This is a genomic window from Pseudoalteromonas sp. G5_S1_14_S5, assembly GCF_054968605.1.
On record NZ_JBQKUM010000010.1, the window covers coordinates 36,387 to 62,006 of the forward strand.

The 25,620-nt window shown below is 45.3% G+C and carries 26 protein-coding genes; 5 read left to right on the top strand and 21 right to left on the bottom strand.

Translation table 11 applies throughout. The features are described 5' to 3' along the window. Positions 1–13 precede the first annotated feature (13 nt). From atpG to ACTRWI_RS05025, 20 genes are all read right to left on the bottom strand, one after another. Positions 14–880 (bottom strand): F0F1 ATP synthase subunit gamma, encoded by an 867-nt coding sequence (gene atpG, locus ACTRWI_RS04930; protein WP_004739293.1) that lies wholly within the window; start codon positions 878–880, stop codon positions 14–16. A 48-nt stretch (positions 881–928) separates the two neighbouring features. Next, a complete protein-coding gene (gene atpA / locus ACTRWI_RS04935) occupies positions 929–2,470 on the bottom strand; it encodes a F0F1 ATP synthase subunit alpha (protein WP_499129714.1) in 1,542 nt (513 codons plus the stop codon). A gap of 13 nt (positions 2,471–2,483) precedes the next feature. Then, positions 2,484–3,017, bottom strand: coding sequence for a F0F1 ATP synthase subunit delta (gene atpH / locus ACTRWI_RS04940; RefSeq protein WP_499129715.1), 534 nt, complete (start codon positions 3,015–3,017; stop codon positions 2,484–2,486). Positions 3,018–3,032: 15 nt separating this feature from the next. Beyond that, positions 3,033–3,503: a F0F1 ATP synthase subunit B gene (gene atpF, locus ACTRWI_RS04945; RefSeq protein ID WP_032498590.1), complete on the bottom strand. Its 471-nt coding sequence runs from the start codon at positions 3,501–3,503 to the stop codon at positions 3,033–3,035. A 60-nt stretch (positions 3,504–3,563) separates the two neighbouring features. Then, complete coding sequence (gene atpE, locus ACTRWI_RS04950; RefSeq protein ID WP_004411110.1) at positions 3,564–3,821, bottom strand: F0F1 ATP synthase subunit C; 258 nt, start codon at positions 3,819–3,821, stop codon at positions 3,564–3,566. Positions 3,822–3,871: 50 nt separating this feature from the next. Continuing rightward, the gene (atpB, locus tag ACTRWI_RS04955; protein ID WP_004739289.1) at positions 3,872–4,669 is read right to left on the bottom strand and encodes a F0F1 ATP synthase subunit A; all 798 of its coding nucleotides are present in this window, start codon (positions 4,667–4,669) and stop codon (positions 3,872–3,874) included. An 8-nt stretch (positions 4,670–4,677) separates the two neighbouring features. Then, complete coding sequence (locus ACTRWI_RS04960; RefSeq protein ID WP_499129716.1) at positions 4,678–5,148, bottom strand: F0F1 ATP synthase subunit I; 471 nt, start codon at positions 5,146–5,148, stop codon at positions 4,678–4,680. A gap of 110 nt (positions 5,149–5,258) precedes the next feature. Further along, positions 5,259–6,140, bottom strand: coding sequence for a ParB/RepB/Spo0J family partition protein (locus ACTRWI_RS04965; protein WP_499129717.1), 882 nt, complete (start codon positions 6,138–6,140; stop codon positions 5,259–5,261). A 23-nt stretch (positions 6,141–6,163) separates the two neighbouring features. Continuing rightward, a complete protein-coding gene (locus ACTRWI_RS04970; protein WP_499129718.1) occupies positions 6,164–6,937 on the bottom strand; it encodes a ParA family protein in 774 nt (257 codons plus the stop codon). A 14-nt stretch (positions 6,938–6,951) separates the two neighbouring features. Next, positions 6,952–7,584 (bottom strand): 16S rRNA (guanine(527)-N(7))-methyltransferase RsmG, encoded by a 633-nt coding sequence (rsmG, locus tag ACTRWI_RS04975; RefSeq protein WP_004739283.1) that lies wholly within the window; start codon positions 7,582–7,584, stop codon positions 6,952–6,954. After that, a complete protein-coding gene (gene mnmG, locus ACTRWI_RS04980) occupies positions 7,584–9,479 on the bottom strand; it encodes a tRNA uridine-5-carboxymethylaminomethyl(34) synthesis enzyme MnmG (RefSeq protein WP_171731208.1) in 1,896 nt (631 codons plus the stop codon). The genes rsmG and mnmG overlap by 1 nt, the downstream gene beginning before the upstream one ends. Before the next feature lie 482 nt (positions 9,480–9,961). Then, positions 9,962–10,396: an FMN-binding protein MioC gene (mioC, locus tag ACTRWI_RS04985; RefSeq protein ID WP_499129719.1), complete on the bottom strand. Its 435-nt coding sequence runs from the start codon at positions 10,394–10,396 to the stop codon at positions 9,962–9,964. Positions 10,397–10,445: 49 nt separating this feature from the next. Further along, complete coding sequence (mnmE, locus tag ACTRWI_RS04990; protein ID WP_004739277.1) at positions 10,446–11,807, bottom strand: tRNA uridine-5-carboxymethylaminomethyl(34) synthesis GTPase MnmE; 1,362 nt, start codon at positions 11,805–11,807, stop codon at positions 10,446–10,448. A 129-nt stretch (positions 11,808–11,936) separates the two neighbouring features. Further along, positions 11,937–13,559 (bottom strand): membrane protein insertase YidC, encoded by a 1,623-nt coding sequence (gene yidC, locus ACTRWI_RS04995; RefSeq protein WP_499129720.1) that lies wholly within the window; start codon positions 13,557–13,559, stop codon positions 11,937–11,939. Positions 13,560–13,561: 2 nt separating this feature from the next. Further along, positions 13,562–13,819, bottom strand: coding sequence for a membrane protein insertion efficiency factor YidD (gene yidD, locus ACTRWI_RS05000; RefSeq protein WP_102426369.1), 258 nt, complete (start codon positions 13,817–13,819; stop codon positions 13,562–13,564). Continuing rightward, positions 13,786–14,109, bottom strand: a complete 324-nt coding sequence (gene rnpA, locus ACTRWI_RS05005) for a ribonuclease P protein component (RefSeq protein WP_017055478.1) — start codon at positions 14,107–14,109, stop codon at positions 13,786–13,788. The genes yidD and rnpA overlap by 34 nt, the downstream gene beginning before the upstream one ends. A gap of 45 nt (positions 14,110–14,154) precedes the next feature. Continuing rightward, complete coding sequence (rpmH, locus tag ACTRWI_RS05010; protein ID WP_004735800.1) at positions 14,155–14,289, bottom strand: 50S ribosomal protein L34; 135 nt, start codon at positions 14,287–14,289, stop codon at positions 14,155–14,157. Positions 14,290–14,495: 206 nt separating this feature from the next. Continuing rightward, a complete protein-coding gene (locus ACTRWI_RS05015) occupies positions 14,496–15,233 on the bottom strand; it encodes an amino acid ABC transporter ATP-binding protein (protein WP_499129721.1) in 738 nt (245 codons plus the stop codon). Beyond that, complete coding sequence (locus ACTRWI_RS05020; protein WP_004739268.1) at positions 15,230–15,901, bottom strand: amino acid ABC transporter permease; 672 nt, start codon at positions 15,899–15,901, stop codon at positions 15,230–15,232. The genes ACTRWI_RS05015 and ACTRWI_RS05020 overlap by 4 nt, the downstream gene beginning before the upstream one ends. A 115-nt stretch (positions 15,902–16,016) precedes the next feature. Further along, positions 16,017–16,766: an amino acid ABC transporter substrate-binding protein gene (locus ACTRWI_RS05025; RefSeq protein ID WP_499129722.1), complete on the bottom strand. Its 750-nt coding sequence runs from the start codon at positions 16,764–16,766 to the stop codon at positions 16,017–16,019. A gap of 310 nt (positions 16,767–17,076) precedes the next feature. Between ACTRWI_RS05025 and dnaA the strand changes: the two genes are divergently transcribed. From dnaA to ACTRWI_RS05050, 5 genes are all read left to right on the top strand, one after another. Beyond that, a complete protein-coding gene (gene dnaA, locus ACTRWI_RS05030; protein WP_499129723.1) occupies positions 17,077–18,504 on the top strand; it encodes a chromosomal replication initiator protein DnaA in 1,428 nt (475 codons plus the stop codon). Between the two features lie 81 nt (positions 18,505–18,585). Further along, entirely contained in the window at positions 18,586–19,686 is a 1,101-nt protein-coding gene (dnaN, locus tag ACTRWI_RS05035; RefSeq protein ID WP_499129724.1) for a DNA polymerase III subunit beta, read from the top strand. A 37-nt stretch (positions 19,687–19,723) separates the two neighbouring features. Next, positions 19,724–20,803 (top strand): DNA replication/repair protein RecF, encoded by a 1,080-nt coding sequence (gene recF / locus ACTRWI_RS05040; protein ID WP_499129725.1) that lies wholly within the window; start codon positions 19,724–19,726, stop codon positions 20,801–20,803. Between the two features lie 17 nt (positions 20,804–20,820). Further along, positions 20,821–23,238, top strand: coding sequence for a DNA topoisomerase (ATP-hydrolyzing) subunit B (gene gyrB / locus ACTRWI_RS05045; RefSeq protein ID WP_499129726.1), 2,418 nt, complete (start codon positions 20,821–20,823; stop codon positions 23,236–23,238). A gap of 506 nt (positions 23,239–23,744) precedes the next feature. Beyond that, positions 23,745–24,179 (top strand): Hsp20 family protein, encoded by a 435-nt coding sequence (locus tag ACTRWI_RS05050; protein ID WP_004739258.1) that lies wholly within the window; start codon positions 23,745–23,747, stop codon positions 24,177–24,179. A gap of 127 nt (positions 24,180–24,306) precedes the next feature. Here ACTRWI_RS05050 and ACTRWI_RS05055 read toward each other — a convergent pair whose 3' ends face one another. After that, on the bottom strand, positions 24,307–25,560 hold the full coding sequence (locus ACTRWI_RS05055) for a valine--pyruvate transaminase (protein WP_499129727.1): 1,254 nt from the start codon (positions 25,558–25,560) through the stop codon (positions 24,307–24,309). Positions 25,561–25,620 lie beyond the last annotated feature (60 nt).

Sequence of the window (25,620 nt, forward strand, 5' to 3'; positions counted from 1 at the left end):
AACGAATAAGCGATTAAACCGCTGCTGCGCCTGAAACGATTTCAGAAAGTTCTTGTGTAATAGCCGCTTGACGCGCCTTGTTGTACACAAGCTCTAAATCATCGATAAGGTCGCTAGCATTGTCGGTTGCAGCTTTCATTGCAATCATTCGAGCCGCTTGCTCACAAGCAAGGTTCTCTACCACACCTTGGTACACTTGAGATTCGACGTAACGAACCAATAGTGCATCTAGTAGTGGTTTTGGCTCAGGCTCATAAATGTAGTCCCAAGCATGATCGCGCTGCATGTCTTCGCTATCTGATTTAGGCAAAGGAAGTAATTGATCGATCGTTGGTTCTTGTACCATAGTGTTTTCAAATTTGTTAAACACTACGAACAGGCGATCCAATTCACCTTCATCATATTTCTTCAGCATGACGCTTACAGAGCCGATTAAGTCTTCAAGGCTTGGGCTATCGCCTAGGCCAGAAACTTGAGCTGCTACTTTCGCGCCGCTGTTGTTGAAAAATGCTGTTGCTTTTGAACCGATAATTGCCAGTTCAACTTCAGCACCTTTCTCAGACCAGTCTTTCATGTCTAACATAGCTTTTTTGAACAAGTTAATGTTCAAGCCGCCACATAGACCACGGTCTGTAGAAACGATGATGTAACCAACACGTTTGGCTTCACGTTCCTCAAGATAAGGATGCTTATACTCAAGGCTACCGTTAGCCAAATGACCGATCACTTTACGCATTGTTTCTGCATATGGACGAGTAGCTTCCATTGCGTCTTGAGAACGACGCATTTTTGAAGCTGCTACCATTTCCATTGCTTTCGTAATCTTCTGTGTGCTTTTAACACTACCGATTTTATTACGTATCTCTTTTGCGCCGGCCATCGTTACTCTCCGTTAATGGTATGAGGTGACCCGAAGGCCACCCACCAATTACCAGGTCTGGGTTGCTTTGAAATCGTCAACAAGCTTCTTCAGCTCAGCTTCGATATCATTGTTGTAAGCACCCGTTGTGTCGATCTGTGTAGCTAGATCGCCATATTGACCGCGAGCAAACGATAGTAAAGCAGCTTCAAAATCTAGCAGCTTATCAAGCGCTACATCTTGAAGGTAACCACGCTCTGCAGCGAAGATTACAAGTGCTTGGTCAAATACAGACATAGGAGCGTATTGCTTCTGCTTCATTAGCTCTGTAACTTTTTGACCATGGTCTAGCTGCTTCTTAGTCGCTTCATCAAGATCAGACGAGAACTGTGCGAATGCCGCTAGTTCACGGTACTGTGCTAGAGCTGTACGGATACCGCCAGATAGCTTCTTGATGATTTTAGTCTGCGCTGAACCACCTACACGAGATACTGAGATACCTGGGTCAACAGCTGGACGTACGCCCGCGTTGAATAGCTCAGTTTGTAGGAAGATCTGACCATCGGTAATCGAGATTACGTTCGTCGGTACGAATGCAGATACGTCACCAGCTTGCGTTTCAATGATAGGAAGAGCAGTTAAAGAACCAGTCTTGCCTTTCACTTCACCTTTAGTGAATGCTTCTACGTAGTGTTCGCTTACACGAGCAGCACGCTCTAGTAGACGAGAGTGAAGGTAGAAAACATCACCTGGGAATGCTTCACGACCTGGTGGACGCTTAAGTAGTAGCGAGATCTGACGGTAAGCTACCGCTTGCTTAGATAGATCATCATAAACAATCAGTGCATCTTCACCGCGATCACGGAAGTATTCACCCATCGCACAACCTGCGTATGGCGCTAGGTATTGTAGCGCTGCAGATTCAGAAGCAGATGCAACAACAACGATAGTGTTAGCTAGCGCGCCGTGCTCTTCTAGTTTGCGAACTACGTTAGCGATAGTCGATGCTTTCTGACCGATTGCTACGTAGATAGAGAAAATACCAGAATCTTTTTGGTTAATAATCGCATCGATCGCCATCGCTGTTTTACCAGTTTGACGGTCACCGATTACTAGTTCACGCTGACCACGACCGATTGGGATCATTGAGTCAACAGACTTGTAACCAGTTTGTACAGGTTGATCTACCGATTTACGGTCGATTACACCTGGTGCAATTACTTCTACAGGCGAAGTTAGTTTCGCTTCGATAGGACCTTTACCATCAATTGGCTCACCTAGTGTGTTTACAACACGACCAAGTAGTTCTGGACCTACTGGCACTTCAAGAATGCGGCCAGTACCTGTAACTTTCATGCCTTCCTGTAGGTCAGCATATGGGCCCATTACAACAGCACCAACCGAATCACGGTTCAAGTTAAGTGCTAGCGCGTAACGGCCACCCGGTAGTTCAATCATTTCACCTTGCATCACGTCCGCTAGGCCGTGAATGCTAAGGATGCCATCGCTTACCGAAACGATAGTACCTTCATTGCGAGCTTCACTAACAACGTCGAAAGATTCAATACGTTGTTTAATTAGATCGCTAATTTCAGTGGAATTAAGTTGCATGCTCCAATCCCCATTAAGACTGCAATGCATCGCTCAGGCGGTCTAGTCGACCACGCGCTGAGTTATCGATGACTAGGTCTCCGGCTCGAATAATAACTCCGCTAAGCAGAGTCTCATCTATACTGCAATTCAGCTGTACTTTGCGCGCTAGGCGCTGTTGCAATTTGCTGCTGATATCTGCGCGTTGTTCTTCAGAAAGTTCGACCGCTGAAGTCACTTCAACATCGATCTCTTTCTCGTGCTCTTGTTTGAGCAATAAGAACTCTTTGCAAACATCAGGAAAAGCCATTAATCGGCCATTCTCTGCCATCACTTTTATCAAGTTCTGGCCGAATTCATCAAATTGTTCACCACAAACTGCAATGAATACTTCCGCTAATTTTTCAGCAGTTAGAGAACTGCTTAGTAGATTGTGGATATCATTGTTTTGTGCCACTTCGGCAGCAAAAGAGAGCATTTGACTCCATTGGTCAAGCTCACCTTTTTCTACCGCAAAGTCAAAAGCTGCTTTAGCATAGGGGCGTGCGATTGTTGTCAAATCAGACATATACAGCCCCTTGCTTTAAAGTTTTGCAGTAATGTTGTCAAGAAGGTCTTTGTGTACGTCTTTATCGATCGTACGCTCAAGGATCTTCTCAGCACCAGCTATAGCCAGAGTTGCGACTTGTTTGCGCAGGTCATCACGGGCACGTGTGCGCTCAGCTTCAAGTTCAGCTTCAGCTTGCGCTAAGATTTTCTGGCGTTCTGCCTGAGCTTCTTCGCGAGCTTCATCAATAATTTGAGCTTTACGTTTGTTTGCCTGTTCAATAACCTCAGTTGCAGTGCGCTTTGCTTCTTTCATTTGCTCAGAAGCGTTGGCTTGTGCCAGGTTCAAGTCTTTAGCAGCGCGCTCAGCGGCTACTAGACCGTCAGCAATTTTCTTCTGACGCTCTTCAATTGCTTGCATGATTGGTGGCCATACATATTTCATGCAGAACCAAACAAACAGTGAAAAAGCAATTGCTTGACCTAGCAGAGTTGCGTTCATATTCACAACAGCTACCCCTCGTTAAGAATCAACTACAAAAATTTAATTAACCTATTAAAGAGTTAATTAGCCTGCTAGTTGACCAACAAATGGGTTAGCAAACGTGAATAGTAGTGCGATTACGATACCGATCATTGGAACAGCATCCAATAGACCAGCGATGATGAACATCTTAACTTGTAGCATAGGAGCCATTTCAGGTTGACGCGCAGCGCCTTCTAGGAATTTACCACCAAGAATAGCAAAACCAATTGCAGTACCTACGGCACAAAGACCAACAATAATAGCAACAGCGATTGCTGAAAAACTTAGTACAGTTTCCATTTACGTTCTCCGATTAACATTAATAGTTAGAATAAAGCTTAAAAATTTTTTTAGTGATCACTATCTTCGTGAGCCATTGATAAGTAAACAATTGTCAACATCATGAAAACAAATGCTTGAATCAAAATAACCAAGATATGGAAGATAGCCCAAGGTAGTGCACCTACCCATTGTAAGTACCACGGTAGCATTGCCGCGATAAGAATAAACACCACCTCACCCGCAAACATATTACCAAATAAACGCATACCTAGAGATAGTGGCTTCGCCAGAAGCGAAATTACCTCAAGTACCAAGTTAAATGGAATCATGATTGGGTGATTAAATGGATGCAGTGCCAATTCTTTAGCAAATCCGCCCAAGCCTTTTACTTTGATGCTGTAGTAGATCATCAGAGCAAAAACACCTAGAGCCATTGCCATGGTTATATTTACATCAGCTGTAGGAACCACTTTCAAGTAAGGGATGCCTAACCAATGCTCTGCAGGATATGGTAAGAAATCGATTGGCACTAAGTCCATCAAGTTCATTAAAATAATCCAGCAGAATATAGTCAGTGCTAATGGGGCAATCAGCGGGTTGCGGCCATGGAAAGTTTCTTTAACGTTGTCGCCAACGAATTCCACTACCATTTCTACAAAACACTGAAGCTTACCAGGTACACCTACTGTTGCTTTCTTAGCGACTGAGCGAAAAACCCAAAGGAATAACATCCCTGTCAACACCGAAAAAAACAGACTGTCTATATGTACGTTCCAGAAACTTGTCTCCTCTACAAAACCTAACTTAGCTAAAGATAGATTCTGTAAGTGGTGTTCAATGTATCCGGATGCTGTTGCCGCAGCCATAACTCGTCCTATTTCTTATTGTTAATGAAAAGCACTGGCGCAAAGATATTAATACCAAGAACCAGTAAATAGGTCAGTTTGAGGGGAATTAACTCCACCTGCATATACATGTAGACAATAGAGAATAGTAGAACTGTGATTAGGATTTTTAGCGCTTCGCCAGCATAGAACGACGCCGCAACTAACTTAGTCGCGCGAGCTCCACAAAAAAGGAAAGCACACACACAAAAAACCACATTCGCGATGACAAAAATGCCGCCACCGATTAATGCAGCAAAACCCCAGTCAGGATTAACAGCTAAACCTAACCCTATCGCCACTAATATAACCGCGCTAAGCTCGATCAATAACATTTGCTTTGCAAGCACTCGTCCTGGTCTTGCTAACGCCGCTACCATGTATTCGTTCCTCTTTAAGCCCACTTTACCACTCGCTAAAAAGCGTGCTGAGAAATTGGCGAAAATTATACGTTCAGCCAAATCGATTGCAATAAGAACGCTGCAATCATTTACATTTTTGCATACAAACCGACAACTTTTGTACGAAATGACTTGTTTATTACATAATTGACCTAAATCAATTATCTCATTTAGTACTCTAATTTAGCAATAAGTTGATCTAATTTGTGAGGCTCATCAAGAGTAATTATCACTTTTGACTTACCGCTAACAGAGCGAGTAACTGAAACGTTTGCTTGCAATTTTTCCGTGAGTCTTCGCGAAAGTTCGATAGCTTCTGTGTCTTTAGGCTTAGATTCAGGCTCAACGTCTGGTTTTAAACACTTTTTAACGAGTTGTTCAGTTTGGCGCACGGTCATATTTTTGGTCGCTGCAGTGTTCGCTGCTTCAATCTGGGTATCCCCCTCGAGCGCAAGCAGTGCTCGAGCATGTCCCATTTCCAGTTGTTTATTGGAAACTAAACCTTTTACTTTATTTTCAAGCTGATTTAGACGTAATAAGTTACTAACCGTTGCTCTCGATTTGCCAATCACATCAGCGACTTGCTGATGTGTCAGTTCAAATTCATTCTGTAAGCGCTCTAGCGCTTGTGCTTCTTCAATAACATTCAGGTCTTCACGTTGAATATTCTCGATTAATGCCATCGCAATCGCGGCTTTATCTTCCACTCGCTTTACCAGACACGGGACTTGCTTGAGGCCCGCTTGACGAGCCGCTCTCCAACGACGCTCACCCGCAATAATCTCATACTGATCTTGTGCTAATGGACGTACAACGATTGGCTGGATGATGCCTTGAGATTGAATGGAAGCCGCTAGCTCTTCTAGCGCTTCAGACGCGATATCTTTACGCGGTTGATAAACACCTGACTTCAAGCTACCAACAGCTAATTCTGTTAGCTCTCCATCAGCCGATAACGCCTGACTATGAGAAGCTACCTGCTGTTTTTCACGAGCCAATGAGCTAGTTGCAAGTAATGCATCTAGCCCTTTTCCTAAACCACGCTTAGACATTGAGCGAATTCCTTTGGTTAGACCTATACTGGGACTTCTTCACGACGCAACATTTCGCCTGCAAGAGCAAGATATGCCTTAGCACCTGCGGAATATTTGTCGTAGTACATTGCTGGTTTGCCGTGACTCGGCGCTTCAGCAAGACGTACATTTCTAGGGATCACGGTTCGGTAGACTTTGCTACCGAAGTGTTTTTTGAGTTGATCTGATACTTCGTTTGATAAGCGGTTGCGAGGATCATACATAGTACGCAGAAGACCTTCTATCTTCAGGTTCTCGTTAACCACCGCCGCAAGCTTGCTTATGGTATCCATCAACGCAGTCAAACCTTCAAGAGCAAAGTATTCACATTGCATTGGAACTAATACGGAATCGGCAGCTGCCATGGCATTAATTGTAAGAAGGTTTAATGAGGGTGGGCAATCAATAAAGATGAAATCATAATCATCTCGAATGGGTGCGAGTGCATTTTTAAGACGAACTTCGCGCGCAAACACTTCCATTAGCTTGATTTCTGCCGCAGTAACATCACCGTTTGCGGCGATGAGGTCATAATTGCCAGATGTACTCCGGCAAACTACCTCATCAAATGGGGTATCTTCAACCAACAAATCGTAAGCAGTTGCTTCAACCTGATATTTGTCGACACCGCTCGCCATAGTAGCATTACCTTGAGGATCGAGGTCAACAACCAATATCTTGCGTTTAGTTGCCGCCATTGATGCTGCTAAGTTAATGCAAGTTGTTGTTTTTCCTACACCGCCCTTCTGGTTGGCAATTGCTACGATTCTACCCACTATGGCCTCGCTGATTATCCCTGACGCGATAAAGTTACTAGATGACGCTCTCCGTCAAGCTCTGGCACTCGCAAAGCTTTAATGTCTGTCACTGAACACCATTCAGGTAACAGGTCAATTTCGTCTCTAGGGTGTTGTCCCTTAAGAGCCAAAAATACACCGGATTGCTCTTTAGGTAAATGGTGACACCACTCTACCATGTCTGTCATTGACGCAAATGCGCGACTGAGCACTGCATCAAACTTTTCTTCAGGTTGAAACTCTTCAACACGGCTTTGAACTGGCACAACGTTGTCGATACCCAACTCATGAACCACCTGCTTAATGAAACGAATACGCTTACCTAAACTATCTAGCAAGTAAAACTCGCAGTCTGGGTTCATGATTGAGAGCGGTATCCCAGGTAAGCCAGGTCCAGTACCCACATCGATAAAGCGCTTACCCTGTAAGTGAGTGCTAACAATGATGCTATCTAAGATATGTTTCACCATCATTTCTAATGGGTCACGAACCGAAGTCAGGTTGTAAGCCTTGTTCCATTTGTTGAGTAACTCAACGTAGCCAACCAACTGGCTACGTTGTTTTTCAGAGACTTCTAGGTCTGTCTGGCCAATCAGGTGATCCAGTTTTTCGCGTAATACGCTCATTATGCTTCCTCACCCTTTTTCAACAGGCCGTGTTTTTTCAAGTAAACCAGTAGAATTGAAATTGCCGCAGGTGTAATACCCGAAATACGAGAGGCAATACCAATTGAATCCGGTTTAGCGTTAGTTAGTTTTAGAACCACTTCGTTAGAAAGTCCTTTTACCTGGCTGTAATCAATATCAGCAGGCAGTTTGGTGTTTTCATGACGCAGTGATTTTTCAATTTCGTCTTGTTGACGCTGAATGTAGCCTTCGTACTTCACTTGGATCTCAACTTGTTCAGCCGCTTGTTGATCTTCCAGCGCAGGAGAAAAACGATCCAGAGCCGTCAACTGTGAATAAGTCATTTCAGGACGACGCAGAAGATCTTCACCGCTCGCTTCACGAGACATTGGTGTTTTTAGGATCTGGTTCAGCGCGCCAATATCTTCAGATTTTGGATTAATCCAAGTCTCTTTTAGACGTTGACGTTCTTTCTCCATGTTGTCCATCTTCTCGTTGAATCGAGCCCAACGTGCATCATCAACCAAACCAAGTTCACGAGATTTTTCTGTCAGACGGATATCGGCGTTGTCTTCACGAAGCAACAGACGGTATTCCGCACGAGACGTAAACATACGGTACGGTTCTTTGGTGCCCATGGTTGATAGGTCATCGATAAGAACGCCCATGTAAGCTTGGTCACGACGTGGGCTCCAGCCTTCTTTGCCTTGAGTAAACAAGCTTGCGTTCAAACCAGCCATCAGGCCTTGCGCAGCTGCTTCTTCATAACCGGTTGTACCGTTAATTTGACCAGCAAAGAACAGACCTTTAATAAACTTCGTTTCGTAAGTCAGTTTTAGGTCGCGTGGATCGAAGAAATCATACTCAATCGCGTAGCCAGGGCGCACGATGTGAGCATTTTCGAAGCCCTTCATTGAGCGAACAATTTGAACCTGTACGTCAAACGGTAGACTAGTAGAGATACCATTCGGGTATAACTCATGTGTCGTAAGGCCTTCAGGCTCAATAAAAATTTGGTGGCTGTTTTTATCAGCAAAACGCATCACTTTGTCTTCAATCGAAGGACAGTAGCGAGGACCAATCCCCTCAATCACGCCAGCGTACATCGGGCTACGGTCAAGGTTGGCACGAATCACATCGTGCGTATTTTCATTGGTGTGCGTGATGTAACATGGGATTTGGCGTGGCTGTTGTGCTCGACTGCCCATGAATGAGAAAACCGGTGTTGGGTTGTCACCGTGTTGAACCTCAAGCTCAGAAAAATCAACACTACGCGCATCGATACGAGGAGGCGTGCCGGTTTTCAGGCGATCAACTCTAAATGGAAGATCACGAAGACGGTCAGCTAAAGCGATCGATGGTGGATCACCAGCACGACCACCAGAAGAACTTTCCATACCAATATGGATCTTACCGCCCAGGAATGTACCCACCGTCAAAACCACAGCATCAGCACGGAACTTAAGGCCCATTTGGGTTACCACACCGACTACTTGATCCTGTTCAACGATCAGGTCATCAACCGATTGTTGGAACAAGGTTAGGTTTGGTGTGTTTTCAAGAACATTACGGACAAAGGCTTTGTAAAGCGCTCGGTCTGCTTGAGCGCGAGTTGCACGAACCGCAGGACCTTTTGACGCGTTTAGTGTTCTGAACTGAATACCTGCATGATCAATGGCTTGTGCCATCAAACCACCCATTGCATCGACCTCTTTCACCAAGTGGCCCTTACCGATACCACCGATAGCTGGGTTACAAGACATTTGTCCCAAGGTATCGATATTATGAGTAAGTAATAACGTACTTTGACCAGTACGTGCAGATGCGAGTGCGGCTTCCGTTCCTGCATGGCCGCCACCAACAACGATGACGTCAAATTTTTCGTGATAAAGCATGAACCGACCTCAGGTATTCAAACGTTTTCTAGACTGATAAAAAGGAGCGATATTCTACCTGTTTTCATAGCTTGAGAAAACGTTTTTGGAATTTTTCGATTAAGCTGTTTTTAATTAATATAGATAAGATCTTTAAAGAGATCTTTTATTGGATCTATTATTAGGATCGAAGCAGTCTGTGGATAAGTCGAAAATGATCAATGAGATCATGGATCTTTTTTGGATCAAATGGTGTGATCTAACTTTGATCAGGATGAGGATTAGCTGGGATCAAAATGGCTACTTATTCACAGGGGGAAATAGGTGTAAAACTTGTTATTTGGATAACTATAGGTTAATCACCGAATATGTATGATCTTATCCACAACAGATCTTGAAAATAAATGGCTAATTTTTGGCTTTTACCCAAAAAAGTTATTCACAATCTCGATATTCAGGCACAAAAAAAGCGGCAAAAGCCGCTTTTTTAAGAGAAGAGAGCGTTAAAATTGGCCACGATGATCGTTAAACCACTCTTCAGCGGCGTCTTCAGGGACCGGAGTCTCCAAAACATCGATGGTAAAACAGTCAGAAATCGCCTGTCCGCCAAATTTTGTTAATAACTCATGAGCGGTTTGGCCTGCTGCGCAGAAGGTGTCGTAGCTTGAATCACCAATGGCAATGACTGCAAAACGAACCTTATCGAGTTGAGGTGCGTGTTCTGTCAGCTCGGTAACGAATGGCTTGATATTGTCCGGGAATTCACCAGCGCCATGGGTCGAGGTCACCACTAACCAGAAGCCTTGCTGAGGAATATCATTGTATTCAGGCTGGTTGTGTAGCGTTATCTCATGGCCTTGTTCTTCTAGAAGATCATTAAGGTGATCGCCAACGTATTCAGCGCCACCTAAGGTGCTACCTGTAATAATGTGGATCATTAAGCTGTCCTTACTAAGAAAAAGACCGGCATCAGCCAGCCTTCTTGGGTTATTTACCAATACAGAATGAAGAGAAGATACGGCCCAAGAGATCGTCTGAGCTGAACTCGCCTGTGATCTCATTAAGGTGTTGCTGAGTGATACGAAGCTCTTCCGCTAAGATTTCCCCCGCCATGTAGCCTTCAAGTTGCTGCTGGCCAATATCGAGGTGCTCAGAGGCACGTTCAAGCGCATCTAAGTGACGACGGCGGGCCATAAAGCCACCCTCATGACCACCAGCAAAGCCCATACACTCTTTTAGATGACTGCGCAGGGCATCCACGCCTTGACCTGTTTTTGCGGACAAGCGAATCAGAGTTGGATCGTTTACGTGACAAATCCCGAGCTCTTCATTGGTTTGATCCGCTTTGTTACGAATGACGGTCATACCAATGTTATCTGGTAAACGATCAACGAAATCTGGCCAGATATCTTTCGGGTCAGTGGCATCGGTTGTGGTGCCATCCACCATAAACAGGACTCGGTCTGCTTGAGCTATTTCTTCCCAAGCGCGCTCAATACCGATTTTTTCGACTTCATCAGACGCATCACGCAGGCCCGCGGTATCGATAATATGCAGTGGCATACCATCAATATGGATGTGTTCTCGCAGTACATCACGTGTGGTACCAGCAATATCAGTCACGATTGCCGACTCTTTGCCTGACAGCGCGTTTAGTAGGCTAGATTTACCGGCATTTGGTCGACCAGCGATCACCACTTTCATGCCTTCACGCATGATGGCACCTTGATTGGCTTCTTGGCGTACTGCCTCTAGGTTGTCGATGATAGCCTGTAAGTCAGCACTTACTTTACCGTCTGCCAGAAAGTCGATTTCTTCTTCTGGGAAGTCGATAGCTGCTTCAACATAGATACGCAGGTGAATCAGTGAATCGACTAGGGTGTTAATGCGTTTTGAGAACTCACCTTGAAGAGATTGCAGTGCGGATTTAGCCGCTTCTTCTGAGCTTGCATCAATCAAATCAGCAATCGCCTCAGCTTGGGTCAAGTCCATCTTGTCGTTCAAGAACGCACGCTCAGAGAACTCACCAGGACGAGCTGCACGCACACCAGAGATCCCCAGGATGCGTTTGATGAGCATATCCATAACCACTGGGCCACCGTGACCTTGCAGCTCTAGGACATCTTCACCGGTAAAAGAGTGCGGGTTAGGAAAGTAGAGCGCGATACCTTGATCGAGCTCGATGCCATCGGCAGATTTAAAAGGTAGGTACTCAGCGTAGCGAGGCTTAAGTGTTTTTCCCGTTACTTCTAGGGCAACCTGAGTCGCTAATGGGCCGGAAACGCGGATAATACCGACGCCACCACGGCCGGGCGCGGTCGCTTGAGCAACAATCGTATCTGTAGTCATAGTTGTGCCTGCTAGCATGTGAACGCCAAAAAGGGCATTCACGATTAATCAATTAGCTGAATTGTAATCAGCTAAAAACAAAAAGGCGACCTTTTGGTCGCCTTTCTTTAGCTCTTTCTATTATCGAACTTATTTAGAATGTAAGCCTTTCTTCTCCAGCGCGCGGTAGATAAGCGTTTGCTGAATCAGAGTTACGATGTTCGATACTAGCCAGTAAAGAACCAGACCCGAAGGGAAGAATAGGAAGAAGAATGTGAACATAACCGGCATAAAGGTCATGATCTTCTGCTGCATTGGATCCGTTACAGTTGTCGGGCTCATCTTCTGGATTAGGAACATTGAAGCACCCATCAGAAGTGGCAAGATGTAGTATGGGTCTTGCGCTGAAAGGTCAGTAATCCAACCGAAGAATGGTGAGTGACGCAGTTCAACAGACTCCATTAGTGCCCAGTATAGCGAAATGAAGATAGGCATTTGCAGAAGGATAGGTAAACAGCCACCTAGTGGGTTTACTTTCTCTTTCTTGTAAAGCTCCATCATTTCTTGGCTCATGCGTTGACGGTCGTCGCCGATACGCTCACGCATTGCAGTCAGCTTAGGCTGAAGCATACGCATTTTCGCCATAGACGTGTACTGAGCTTTCGTTAGTGGGTACATAGCACCACGAACGATGAAAGTTAGGATGATGATTGCCACACCCCAGTTCGATACGAAGCCTTGAATGAACGAAAGCAGAGTATGAAGTGGTTTAGCAATGAACCATAGCCAGCCGTAATCAACTACTAAGTCTAGGTTTGGTGCAGTTGCTGCCATTTGGTCTTGAAGTTTAGGGCCAACCCAAAGCGTTGCTTTAAAGCTTGCTTCGTCACCGTTAGCGATGGTTTTGTTCGGCATACGAACACCGATATCGCCTAGGTTACCGATTACACGAGTGTAAAGGTTGCTGCCTGCTTCGTCGCGTGGGATCCAAGCACTTGCAAAGTAGTGTTGAATCATTGCTGCCCAACCTTGACCGTCTGCTAGGTTAAGAGACAGGTTGCGATCTTGCATGTCGTCGAAGCTGTATTTCTTGTAACGCGTATCTTCCGTAGAGTAAGCACCACCACGGTAAGTTGGCATTGTTAGGCTACCGCCGTCATCCATAACGTTTTGACGTAGGTGAGCGTACATACCGAATGTCGCGTTGTTGCCAGAGTTGTTGACTACATCGTATTCAACGTCAATCGCGTAGCTGCCGCGCTTAAGGATGAATGTTTTTGTGTAATCTAGACCGTTCGCTTGGTAAGTCATTGGGATGCGTAGTTCATCCTGACCGTCAGCCAGCGTAAAGCTGTCTGCTGAAACCGTGTAGCTAGGGCGGTTTGTGCTGCTAAGGTCGATACCTTGAGGACCAACTAGACCGCTTTGAGCGATAAATTGGTGGCCTGCTTCATTCTTAAGAAGAACAAAGCTCTCTTTAGAATCGTACTCAGCTGAATAATCATTTAGGTCTGCTTTCACAACATCACCACCAACCGTATCAATTGACAGAGTCAGTACATCAGTGGTCACTGTGATAGTTTTTGCAGAAGAAGCAACTTGACCAGGAGCCGGGTCTAGATCATCTGCATAAGATGGCGCTGGTAGGGTGCTGCCAGATTGTGCCTGCTCAACCGCTTGTGGAGCTGGGTTCTTAGCTACATTCCATTGTTGGAAAAGTAGGAAAGAAACCAAAGCCAATGCGATCAACAGGATATTACGTTGAGAATCCATCGTTATTTATCTCTGTCTTGTTTTTGGACTGGTGGAACGGGGTCAAAGCCCCCATCGTTCAAAGGATGGCATTTTAATAGACGTTTGCCTGATAACCAACACCCTTTTACAAAACCGTGAGCTTTCAACGCTTCTATCGCATATAAAGAGCAGGTTGGAGTAAATCGGCAGCGTGGGCCGATGAGTGGACTAATAAACCATCTATAAAAATAGATGGGTATTAGCGCTATCCACGCGAAGGGCGAGACAGGCGAAGCCATAATTTATCGAGTAGCTTGAACATTTCTTCATTGCTTAAATCTTGCGCGCTCTTCTTAGCGATTACAACAAAATCTTTGTTAGGAAGTTTGTGCTGAGTGTTACGAAAGCTTTCACGAGTAAGACGCTTGAATCGATTACGACCCACGGCGGTTTTAATCTGTTTTTTCGGAACAGCTAATCCAAGACGAGGATTTGAAAGAGAGTTATTTCGAGCAATGATGGTGAAATGAGGAGAGCCAGCTCGATGAGCTTGCTTGAAGACATTTTGATAATGTTCGGGAGTTAACAAGCGTAACTCCCGACCGAAGGCTAGCTTATTCAAAATAATCAAAGATTACTTAGAAAGACGCTTACGGCCTTTTGCACGACGTGCATTGATTGTTGCGCGACCGTTCTTAGTAGCCATGCGAGCACGGAAACCGTGAGTACGCTTACGCTTTAGAACTGTAGGTTGAAAAGTGCGTTTCATTGTAATTACCTTACTGATCAGTAGTTTTAGGTTTTTGTTAAACCCGGCGTGGGCATTTTTTCTCTTCTTTATATAAGAAAGGAAAACCGACGCCTCTCAACAAAGAGGCGGAATTGTAATCACTGTCACAAAAAGTGTCAATGATTGGGTTAACTAAAATTCCGGTCGGGGGATTATACGTAGAATAACTAAAATCACAAGGATCCTTAGTCGATCCCAACCTTATTTAGGAATTTTTTTAATTTAGGATCTTGTGGATTACCAAAAATATCCTGTGGAGATCCCTGCTCGACAATATGACCGTCAGCCATGAAGATCACTCGGTCTGCGACCTCTCTAGCGAACTGCATTTCATGGGTAATCACCAGCATAGTTTGATGTTGGTTTGCCAATTTTTTCATTAGGTTAAGTACTTCGCCAACCCACTCAGGATCCAGCGCAGAAGTTGGCTCATCAAACAGTAAAAGCTCTGGTTGGATTGCCATAGCACGGCCAATACCGACACGTTGCTGCTGACCACCAGAAAGCGCAGCTGGGTAGCTGTCTGCTTTGTCACCTAGGCCGATATCATCAAGTATTTGTTTTGCTTTTTCATAGGCTTGCTGCTTCTTCCAACCACGCACTGTAATCAAACCTTCAGCAATGTTCTGCTTGGCGGTTTGGTGAGCAAATAGGGCATAGTTTTGGAAAACAAAGCCAGTCTTACGTCGCAGTGCTAATATCTCTGCTTTGGTGTGCTTTTGGGCATCGACTTTGATGTCATCAATCGAGATCGTGCCTTGGTCGGCTTGCTCAAGAAAGTTCACACAACGCAGTAGCGTCGACTTACCTGTACCACTCGAACCTATGATAACAATGATCTCACCTTGCTTGATTTCTAGGTCGATCCCTTTGAGAACTTCGGTGTCACCAAAGTGCTTGTGGATATTTTGTAATTTGATCATCGTACGTACGCCTTATTCAGTTTCACTTCGGCCCAGATTTGAATACGAGTTAGGATAACCACCACGCCCCAGTAAATCAGTGCTACTGCCAAGAAAGCCTCGAAGAAGCGGAAGCTTGAAGATGCCTCCATTTGAGCCTTAGCCATAATCTCAGCTACACCTAGCGTAAAGGCAAGTGAGGTCGATTTGATCATATCGATGAAGTAGTTCATCAAAGAAGGCAGAGCGACACGGGTCGCTTGCGGCAAGATCACTCGACGCATCGCTTGGCTCGTCGTCATGCCTACCGAAAGGCTCGCTTCCATCTGGCTGCGATCAATGCCGATAATCGCGGCGCGAATACTCTCTGCCATGTAAGCGGCAAAGTGCAGGGTTAAACCAATGACTGCAGCACTGAATGCATCTAAACCAACCATCCACGGGAACACCTGAGGTAAGCCGTAATAAAGGAGGAACAGCTGAACCAGAAGTGGGGTGCCACGGAAGAAGCTAATATAAAGCTGGCTGAGTTGGTCAAGTACTGGGATTTTGAACACACGAATGTTTGCCAGTATCACAGACAGGATCAGAGCAAAGAACAAGCCCCAAATCGCCATCTCCATGGTGGTGCCGAGATACTTCAACAGTATCGGTAGCAGCTCTAGCATGTAGTTAAAATCAAATCCCATAACCTATCTCGTATTTTTATTGGAAGCCGCGTGATATCAAGCGTTTTTATCAGTGATATAAAAGTAAAAGCCCACCGCTGTATAAAGCAGTGGGCCTTGAATGGAGAGTGAGTGATTACTTCTGAGTAATGTCCGCACCAAACCATTTCTGAGAGATACTTTCTAGCGTACCATCTGCGCGCATTGCTGCTAATGCTTCGTTTACTTCGGCTTGTAGTTTCTTACCGTTATCGTTGTCTACGAAAGGCCAAGCATTTTCAATCGTTTCGAATGGCTGACCTGCTAGCTGTAATGGTAGACCAGTCTTCTTGATAAGCTCCAGCGCAGATAAGCGATCCATAACAAATGCATCGGCACGGCCAAGAGCGACATCGTGTTCAATACCTGTGTCGTAGGTTTTTACGTTGATCTTGCCACCTTTATCGTAGCTGCGTAGCAGTTGTTCGAAGTTTGAGCCTAGGTTTACCGCAACAGTTTTGCCTGCAAGGTCTTCGATACCTTTAATGCTGTCATTATTCTTACGAACGGTAATTTGTGCGCCGTCTACTACGTATGGGTCTGCGAATAGATACTTCGCTTTACGTGCATCCGTCATTGTAATTTGGTTAGAAATGGTATCGATTCGACCCGTTTCAAGAAGACCAAACAGACCAGAGAAGTTCGCTGTCACGTACTCAACTTTGTAGTCGTTACGTTTACCGATCTCATCCCATAAATCCACTTCAAAACCTTGTAGCTGGTCTTGTTTAACAAAAGTAAATGGGAAGTAGCGACCAGACATGCCGACTTTAACTTCAGTCGCAGCTTGAACAGTAGCTGCAGAGAGTGCGATAGCCGCAATTGCAGCCTTAATCCAGTTATTCATTTGGTAACTCCTCATATTTATGGGATTGGATGTTACTGGTAAATTGCTCGATAGAATAAATAACCAGATGTTATTAACCATAACTATATCGCATTCTCGTTTTGGGGATAACTAGCAAGGATCCGGGCATAAGTGGATCGTTGTGTGAGTAAATTAGGGGCAAGATGTGCGGATCTGCCGGTTAATTACAAATTTATTGTGAATAACTTGGATCTTATTCACTGGATCTGTGATCAATTGCTGGTGATCTGACTTATCAACAGGTAAAATTAGCAGTCATTTCATATTACTTAAATAGAGTGGGGGCACCGTGTCATCTTCGCTTTGGTTGCAGTGTTTGCAACAGCTTCAAGAAGAGTTACCAGCTACAGAATTCAGTATGTGGGTTCGTCCGTTACAAGCGGAGCTCAATGACAATACTCTAACTCTATTTGCACCGAACCGTTTCGTACTCGATTGGGTTCGTGATAAGTACTTAAATAGCATTAACCGTCTGCTGCAAGAGTATTGCGGCAACGATATCCCGCATCTGCATTTTGAAGTAGGCAGCAAGCGTGTGTCGGCACCAAAGCCAGCAGCGCCGGCATCGGCTCCTGCGCCAGCTCGTACTGCTGCAGATGTAGCGGCAGAGTCGTCGGCGCCTGCACAGCTGCAAGCTCGTAAGCCTGTTCATAACACATGGCGCGATGAAGAGCCTGTTGATGTGGACATTAACCACCGTTCAAACGTCAACCCTAAGCACAAGTTCAATAATTTTGTTGAGGGTAAGTCGAACCAACTTGGCTTGGCAGCAGCACGCCAGGTGGCGGATAATCCAGGTGCGGCGTACAACCCACTATTTCTTTACGGTGGCACCGGCCTAGGTAAAACTCACTTATTGCATGCGGTAGGTAATGCTATTGTTGATGGTAAGCCGAATGCAAAAGTGGTGTACATGCACTCTGAGCGTTTTGTTCAGGATATGGTTAAAGCGCTACAAAACAACGCGATTGAAGAATTCAAACGTTACTATCGTAGTGTTGATGCATTGCTTATCGATGATATCCAATTCTTCGCTAATAAAGAGCGCTCTCAAGAAGAGTTCTTCCATACCTTTAATGCGCTGCTTGAAGGCAACCAACAGATCATCCTAACTTCTGACCGTTATCCAAAAGAGATCAACGGTGTAGAAGATCGTCTTAAATCTCGTTTCGGTTGGGGTTTGACGGTTGCGATCGAGCCACCAGAGCTTGAGACGCGTGTTGCGATCTTAATGAAGAAAGCTGAAGACCATCAAATCCACCTTGCAGATGAAGTGGCATTCTTTATTGCTAAGCGTCTGCGTTCTAACGTTCGTGAGCTCGAAGGCGCACTGAACCGTGTTATCGCGAATGCGAACTTCACTGGTCGTCCAATCACTATCGATTTCGTACGCGAAGCGCTACGTGATCTTCTGGCACTGCAAGAGAAGCTGGTTACTATCGATAATATTCAGAAGACTGTGGCGGAGTACTACAAAATCAAAGTAGCTGATCTGCTGTCTAAGCGTCGTTCTCGTTCTGTTGCTCGCCCACGTCAACTGGCGATGGCACTGGCGAAAGAGCTGACTAACCACAGCTTACCTGAGATTGGCGACGCATTTGGTGGTCGTGACCACACAACGGTATTGCACGCTTGCCGTAAGATTGCTCAGCTGCGTGAAGAGAGCCACGACATTAAAGAAGATTATTCTAACTTGATTCGTACCCTTTCTTCTTAATACACAGTATTCTTAACCTTAATAAGCAGAATCTTGGTCACGCACCTATGTTGCGTGCCATTTAGACCGTAAGAGCAAGATATGAAATTTACCATTGAACGTAGTCATCTGATTAAGCCGTTACAACAAGTGTCTGGTGCGCTAGGTGGCAGGCCAACACTTCCAATTCTAGGAAACCTACTGATTAGGGTAGAAGATAACGTGTTGTCGATGACAGCAACGGACCTAGAAGTTGAACTGATCAGCCGTGTAACGCTTGAAGGTGATTTCGAAGCGGGCAGCATCACAGTGCCTTCTCGTAAATTCCTAGATATCTGCCGTGGTTTACCAGACAGCTCAGTGATCACTGTGGTGTTGGATGGCGACCGCGTTCAAGTACGCTCTGGGCGTAGCCGCTTCTCATTGGCAACCTTGCCAGCGGCCGATTTCCCTAATATTGAAGACTGGAGCAGTGAAGTTGAAGTGTCTGTGACACAAGCTGAACTGCGTGGTCTTATCGAAAAAACTCAATTCTCAATGGCAAACCAAGACGTTCGTTACTACCTCAACGGTATGTTGTTTGAGATTGAAGGCTCGATTCTACGCAGTGTGGCGACCGATGGTCACCGTATGGCGGTATCTCAAGCGCAGCTTGGTGCTGATTTTGCTCAAAAGCAGATCATTGTTCCTCGTAAAGGTGTGCAAGAGCTAGTGAAGCTATTGGATGCACCTGAACAACCAGTAACGCTGCAAATTGGTAACTCAAACGTGCGTGCTGAAGTGAACAACTATGTCTTTACTTCGAAGCTAGTTGATGGTCGTTTCCCTGATTATCGCCGCGTAATGCCGCAAAACACCACCAAGACACTAGAAGCGGGCTGTGATGAATTGCGTTCAGCGTTCTCTCGTGCAGCGATTTTATCGAATGAAAAATTCCGTGGTGTTCGCGTGAACCTTGCAGATAGCGAGATGCGCATTACTGCTAACAACCCAGAACAAGAAGAAGCCGAAGAGATGCTAGACGTGACTTATGATGGTGACGCGCTAGAGATCGGCTTCAACGTAAGCTATGTACTTGATGTATTGAATACACTGCGTTGTGAACAGGTTCGTATCTCAATGTCAGACGCGAACGCGAGTGCCTTGATTGAAAATGCACAAGATGACAGCGCAATGTACGTTGTTATGCCAATCCGTCTATAGAGTTGGTGCCATCGTTAATGATTAATATGATGATGCTATGCCACTCTCTCGTCTAATCGTTAAGCAGTTTAGAAATATTGAAGCCTGTGACATTCAACCGTCATCAGGCTTTAACTTTCTTATAGGGCCTAACGGAAGCGGTAAAACCAGTGTCCTTGAAGCGGTATATCTGCTCGGCCACGGTCGCTCATTTAAGAGTTCCCTAACGGGACGCATCATACAAAATGAGTGTAGCGAACTGTTTGTGCACGGCCGTTTTATGACCTCGGATCAATTTGAGCTGCCAGTTGGCATTAATAAGCAGCGCGATGGCACAACAGAGGTTAAAATAAGCGGTCAAACAGGGCAAAAACTCGCTCAGTTAGCGCAAGTCTTACCTTTGCAGTTGATTCACCCGGAAGGGTTTGATTTACTGACAGATGGACCTAAGCATCGCCGCGCATTCATTGATTGGGGAGTCTTCCACAGTGAGTCGGGTTTCTATGATGCATGGGGCAGGGTAAAGCGCCTCAATAAGCAGCGAAACGCCTTATTGAAAACGGCAACGCATTATCGAGAGCTGAGCTACTGGGACCAAGAACTGGCCCGTTTAGCGGAAAGCATCAGTGAGTGGCGTGCCACCTACGTCAATCAGCTCAAAGAAGTCGCCGAAGAGATCTGCGCGACCTTCCTACCAGAGTTTGAGATAAAGATTAACTATTATCGCGGCTGGGACAAAGACACCCCATACGCTGAGATATTAGAGAAGAATTTTGAAAGGGATCAGCAGCTTGGTTACACCTTTAGTGGACCAAACAAAGCGGACCTGAAGATAAAAGTGAACGGCACTCCAGTGGAAGATGTCTTGTCACGAGGTCAATTGAAGTTGATGGTGTGTGCGTTGCGAGTAGCACAAGGGCAACACCTCACTCAAATGACAGGTAAGCAGTGCATCTATTTAATAGATGATTTCGCTTCCGAATTAGATAGCCAACGCCGCGCACGTCTTGCTGAGTGTTTAAAGGCGACCGAGGCTCAAGTTTTTGTAAGCTCTATTACCGCTGATCAGATTGCAGATATGCATGATGAAAATAGCAGGATGTTTCATGTGGAACATGGCAAAATAGAGCAAGGATAATTAGTCAGAGAGTAACTATGTCAGATAATTACGATTCATCGAGTATTAAGGTACTGAAGGGTCTGGATGCGGTTCGTAAGCGTCCTGGAATGTACATTGGCGACACGGATGATGGTACCGGTCTGCACCACATGGTCTTCGAGGTAGTAGATAACTCTATTGATGAAGCGCTTGCTGGTCACTGTAATGACATCATTGTTACTATCCATGAAGACAATTCAGTATCGGTACGCGATGACGGCCGTGGTATTCCAACTGAAATTCACCCAGAAGAGAACGTGTCTGCTGCTGAAGTAATCATGACGGTTCTTCACGCTGGTGGTAAGTTCGATGATAACTCATACAAGGTATCAGGTGGCTTGCACGGTGTAGGTGTTTCAGTAGTTAACGCACTGTCTAAGCAGGTTACTCTGACTATCCACCGCGGTGGTCAAATCCATACTCAAACGTACCACCACGGTGAGCCTCAAGCGCCACTAACTGTGATTGGTGATACGGACAAAACGGGTACAGAAATCCGCTTCTGGCCAAGTGAAGAGACATTCTCAAACGTACTTTTCCACTACGATATTCTAGCTAAACGTCTACGCGAACTGTCGTTCCTAAATTCAGGCGTTTCTATCAAGCTAATTGATGAGCGTGAAGAAGATAAATCGGATCACTTCATGTTTGAAGGTGGTATTCAGGCGTTTGTTGAGCACCTAAACACCAACAAAACACCAATCATTCAAAAAATCTTCCACTTCGATAACGAGCGTGAAGATGGCATTACTGTGGAAGTAGCAATGCAATGGAATGATGGTTACCAAGAGAACATCTACTGTTTCACGAACAACATTCCTCAACGTGATGGTGGTACTCACCTTGCTGGTTTCCGTGCTGCGCTGACGCGTACTTTGAACAGCTTCATGGATAAGGAAGGCTTCTCTAAGAAAGCGAAGACAGCAACATCGGGTGATGATGCTCGTGAAGGTCTGACTGCAGTTATTTCGGTAAAAGTGCCAGATCCTAAGTTCTCTAGCCAAACTAAAGACAAGCTGGTTTCTTCTGAAGTGAAATCTGCCGTTGAACAAGCGATGGGTGAAAAACTGTCTGAGTTCCTTATCGAGAACCCAACAGAAGCGAAAACCGTTTGTACTAAAATTATCGATGCAGCACGAGCTCGTGATGCAGCGCGTAAAGCACGTGAAATGACCCGTCGTAAAGGTGCTTTAGACCTAGCAGGCCTTCCGGGCAAGCTTGCAGACTGTCAGGAAAAAGACCCTGCACTTTCTGAACTTTACATAGTGGAGGGTGACTCGGCAGGCGGCTCCGCAAAACAAGGTCGTAACCGTAAGAACCAAGCGATTCTTCCACTAAAAGGTAAGATCCTAAACGTAGAGAAAGCACGTTTCGACAAGATGCTTTCTTCCCAAGAAGTGGCAACCCTAATCACAGCTCTTGGCTGTGGTATCGGCCGCGACGAATACAACCCAGATAAGCTGCGTTACCACAACATCATCATCATGACCGATGCCGATGTCGATGGTTCGCACATTCGTACGCTACTATTGACCTTCTTCTACCGTCAAATGCCAGAGCTTATTGAGCGTGGCTACATCTACATCGCTCAGCCACCGCTTTACAAAGTGAAGAAAGGTAAGCAAGAGCAGTACATCAAAGATGAAGATGCAATGAACCAGTACCAAGTGGCATTGGCTCTAGACAACGCAGCGCTACACGTAAACCCTGATGCACCTGCATTGGCAGGTGAAGCGCTAGAGAAGCTAGTTCAGCAATACAACTCTGGTATCAAGCTGGTGGAGCGTATGAGCCGCCGTTACCCACATGCTCTAATGCATGAAATGATCTACATGCCTCGTCTAACTGCTGAGCAGTGTCACGATGAGTCAGCAGTAGAAGCATGGGGCAAGCAGCTAGTAGAACAACTGAATGCGAAAGAGGTAGGTGCAAGCCAGTACTCTCTAGAAGTTGAGAAGCATGAAGAGTTAGGTCTAAGCCTACCTAAGATTGTGGTTCGTACTCACGGTGTGACACACGAACACGCACTAAGCGTTGATCTGTTCAACTCGAAAGAGTACGGCAAACTAGCAAGCCTATCAGAAGCGTTAGACGGTCTTATTGAAGAAGGCGCTTACATCAAACGTGGTGAGCGTACTCAAGCAGTATCAAACTTTGTTGAAGCGCTGAACTGGTTGATTAAAGAGTCTCGTCGTGGTCTAAGCCTACAACGATACAAAGGTCTAGGTGAGATGAACCCAGATCAGCTTTGGGAAACCACAATGGACCCAGAGACACGTCGCATGATGCAAGTAACGATTGAAGATGCAGTCGGTGCAGACCAGCTGTTCACGACGCTAATGGGTGACCAAGTTGAACCTCGTCGTAACTTCATCGAAGAGAATGCACTTAAAGTAGCAAACTTAGACGTTTAGTATCTTTGATACTTCGCTCTTTGGCTTAATTTCTGTGTCAGAGGTGCTCACATACATTCGTATGCTCCGCACCTATTCCTTGAACTAAAGCCAAATAGCTTCGTCTCAAAAAACTAAAATCATTTTAAAGCATCATCCTTGGGATGGTGCTTTTTTACGTTCTTAAGGTATTGAAAAATATTGAGTTGCAAAAATAATTGAAAATAATCCCTTGAAACTATTTTGCTCAATCCATATATTTATTTGTGAAGAGGATGACTGTCTTGCTCTACAAGAGAAGAAACAGAACCTTCATTACCGCTGACGAAGAATCGCTCAACAGAGGATAACTTTAGCAGCACACAACTTGAAAATTGATTCACTGTCATGTCCCAGTGTTGTCGCCAACAGAGGTGAAACCCGAGGAATGCGAATTGAATCTCTTAGCTGTTTACTTGGTCTTATACACAGGTTCGATCTAAGTAAAATTCGCAGCTAAGACTATTGCTTACTAAAAGGATAGCATTATGAGAACTGTAGATTTCACTCCACTTTACCGCAACGCAATCGGCTTCGATCGTCTATTCAACATGATGGAAGCGAACACATCGAAGAACACTTCTGGCGGTTACCCTCCATACAACATCGAGCAAAAAGACGAGAACAACTACCGTATCACTATGGCTGTTGCTGGGTTTGCTGATGACCAATTAGACCTGACTCAGAAAGAGAACATGCTAATTGTTAAAGGTGAGCGTAAACCTGAAGCAGAAAAAACCTATGTGTACCAAGGTATCGCAGAGCGTGATTTCGAGCGTAAATTCCAACTTGCAGACTACGTAAAAGTGGTAGGTGCGAGTATGGAAAATGGTCTTCTTCACATAGACCTAGAGCGCGAAATCCCAGAAGCGATGCAACCACGTAAGATTGCTATCAATGGTAATAGCCTGCTAGAAGGTTAATTGCTGCTAGCTCCTTAGAGCTAAAAATTATCGGGAAGTAAAAGTGAAAGAGCACCTTTGAGGTGCTCTTTTTGTTTGTTTCTCTAACGCCATTCCATAGTGGGAGGAACGACCGAGTAGAGAATCTCTATTTGCTTTCGCTATAAGCCTTTTTTACTTCTTCAGCAATGATCGCAATACCCTTCTGCATTGCTTCATCGTCTTGTACGTAGTTCATTCGTAGGCACTGATGAGCATGATCCCACTCGTCTTCTTGGCCGATAAAGAAATATTCACCCGGAACAATCAATACACCACGAGCTTTTAATCTGTCGTACAGTTCCATGGTGGTGATTGGCAGTTCATCAAACCATAGCCACAAGAAGATAGCGCCTTCAGGTTTATGAATACGGAAACGTGGATCATCAATTGCTTCTTGGAGCAATTCAACGGCGCGCAAAGACTTCTCTTTATAGAAAGGCTTGATCACTTCGCTGCTTATGCGCAGCAGGTCATCGTTTTCAATCATGTGGTTGGCGATAGCTGGGCCAACACTGTTTGGTGCTAAGCTGATGATGCCATTCATGTTGGTTAGCGCTTGGGTGACTTCTTCGCTCGCAATCACGATACCGCAGCGCACACCTGGTAAACCAAGCTTAGAAAGGCTCATGCACAGAATCGTGTTTTCATTCCAGAACGGCTCTACATCTTCAAAGATGATGTTTGGAAACGGTAGACCATAGGCGTTGTCGATTAGCAGTGGGATATTGTTGTCACGCGCTAGCTTATCCAACTTACGCACTTCCTCATCTGTCAGTACGTTACCGGTTGGGTTAGTTGGGCGAGACGCGCAGATAGCAGCGACTGAGTCATCTACTTTTAGTTGTTCGAAGTCGACGTGGTATTTGAACTGGCGGCTTTCTAGTAGCTCGATCTCAGGGTGGTAAGAGATAAAGATGTCGTCATCAATCCCTGCGTCACCGTAGCCGATGTATTCAGGTGCGATTGGCAGCAAGATTTTCTTGTGAGAACCGTCAGGCTGCTGGCCAGCTAGTAGATTGAACAGGTAGAAGAAGCCGCTTTGGCTGCCGTTAGTTAGGCTGATGTTCTTCTCGCTGATGTCCCAGCCATAGGTCTCTTTCAGCATAGCCGCTAAAGACTTAATAAAGCTGTCTTTGCCTTGTGGGCCATCGTAGTTGGCTAGGGCGGCGATGAGTTCTCCACTGGCGAGCATGTCGGCACTGGCTTGGTTAAAGTAATCGAGCATGGCAGGGATAGCGGCTGGGTTGCCACCACCAAGCATGATTGCGCCAGGAGTGCGCAGGCCATCATTCAAATCATCCATTAAACGAGTGATTCCAGAGTAACGATTAAACTTTTCACCAAACTTAGAGAACTGCATTACTTATTTTACCTAATTCATTGTGATTGCTTGTTATGTGTCATTAAGGCAGACCTTATG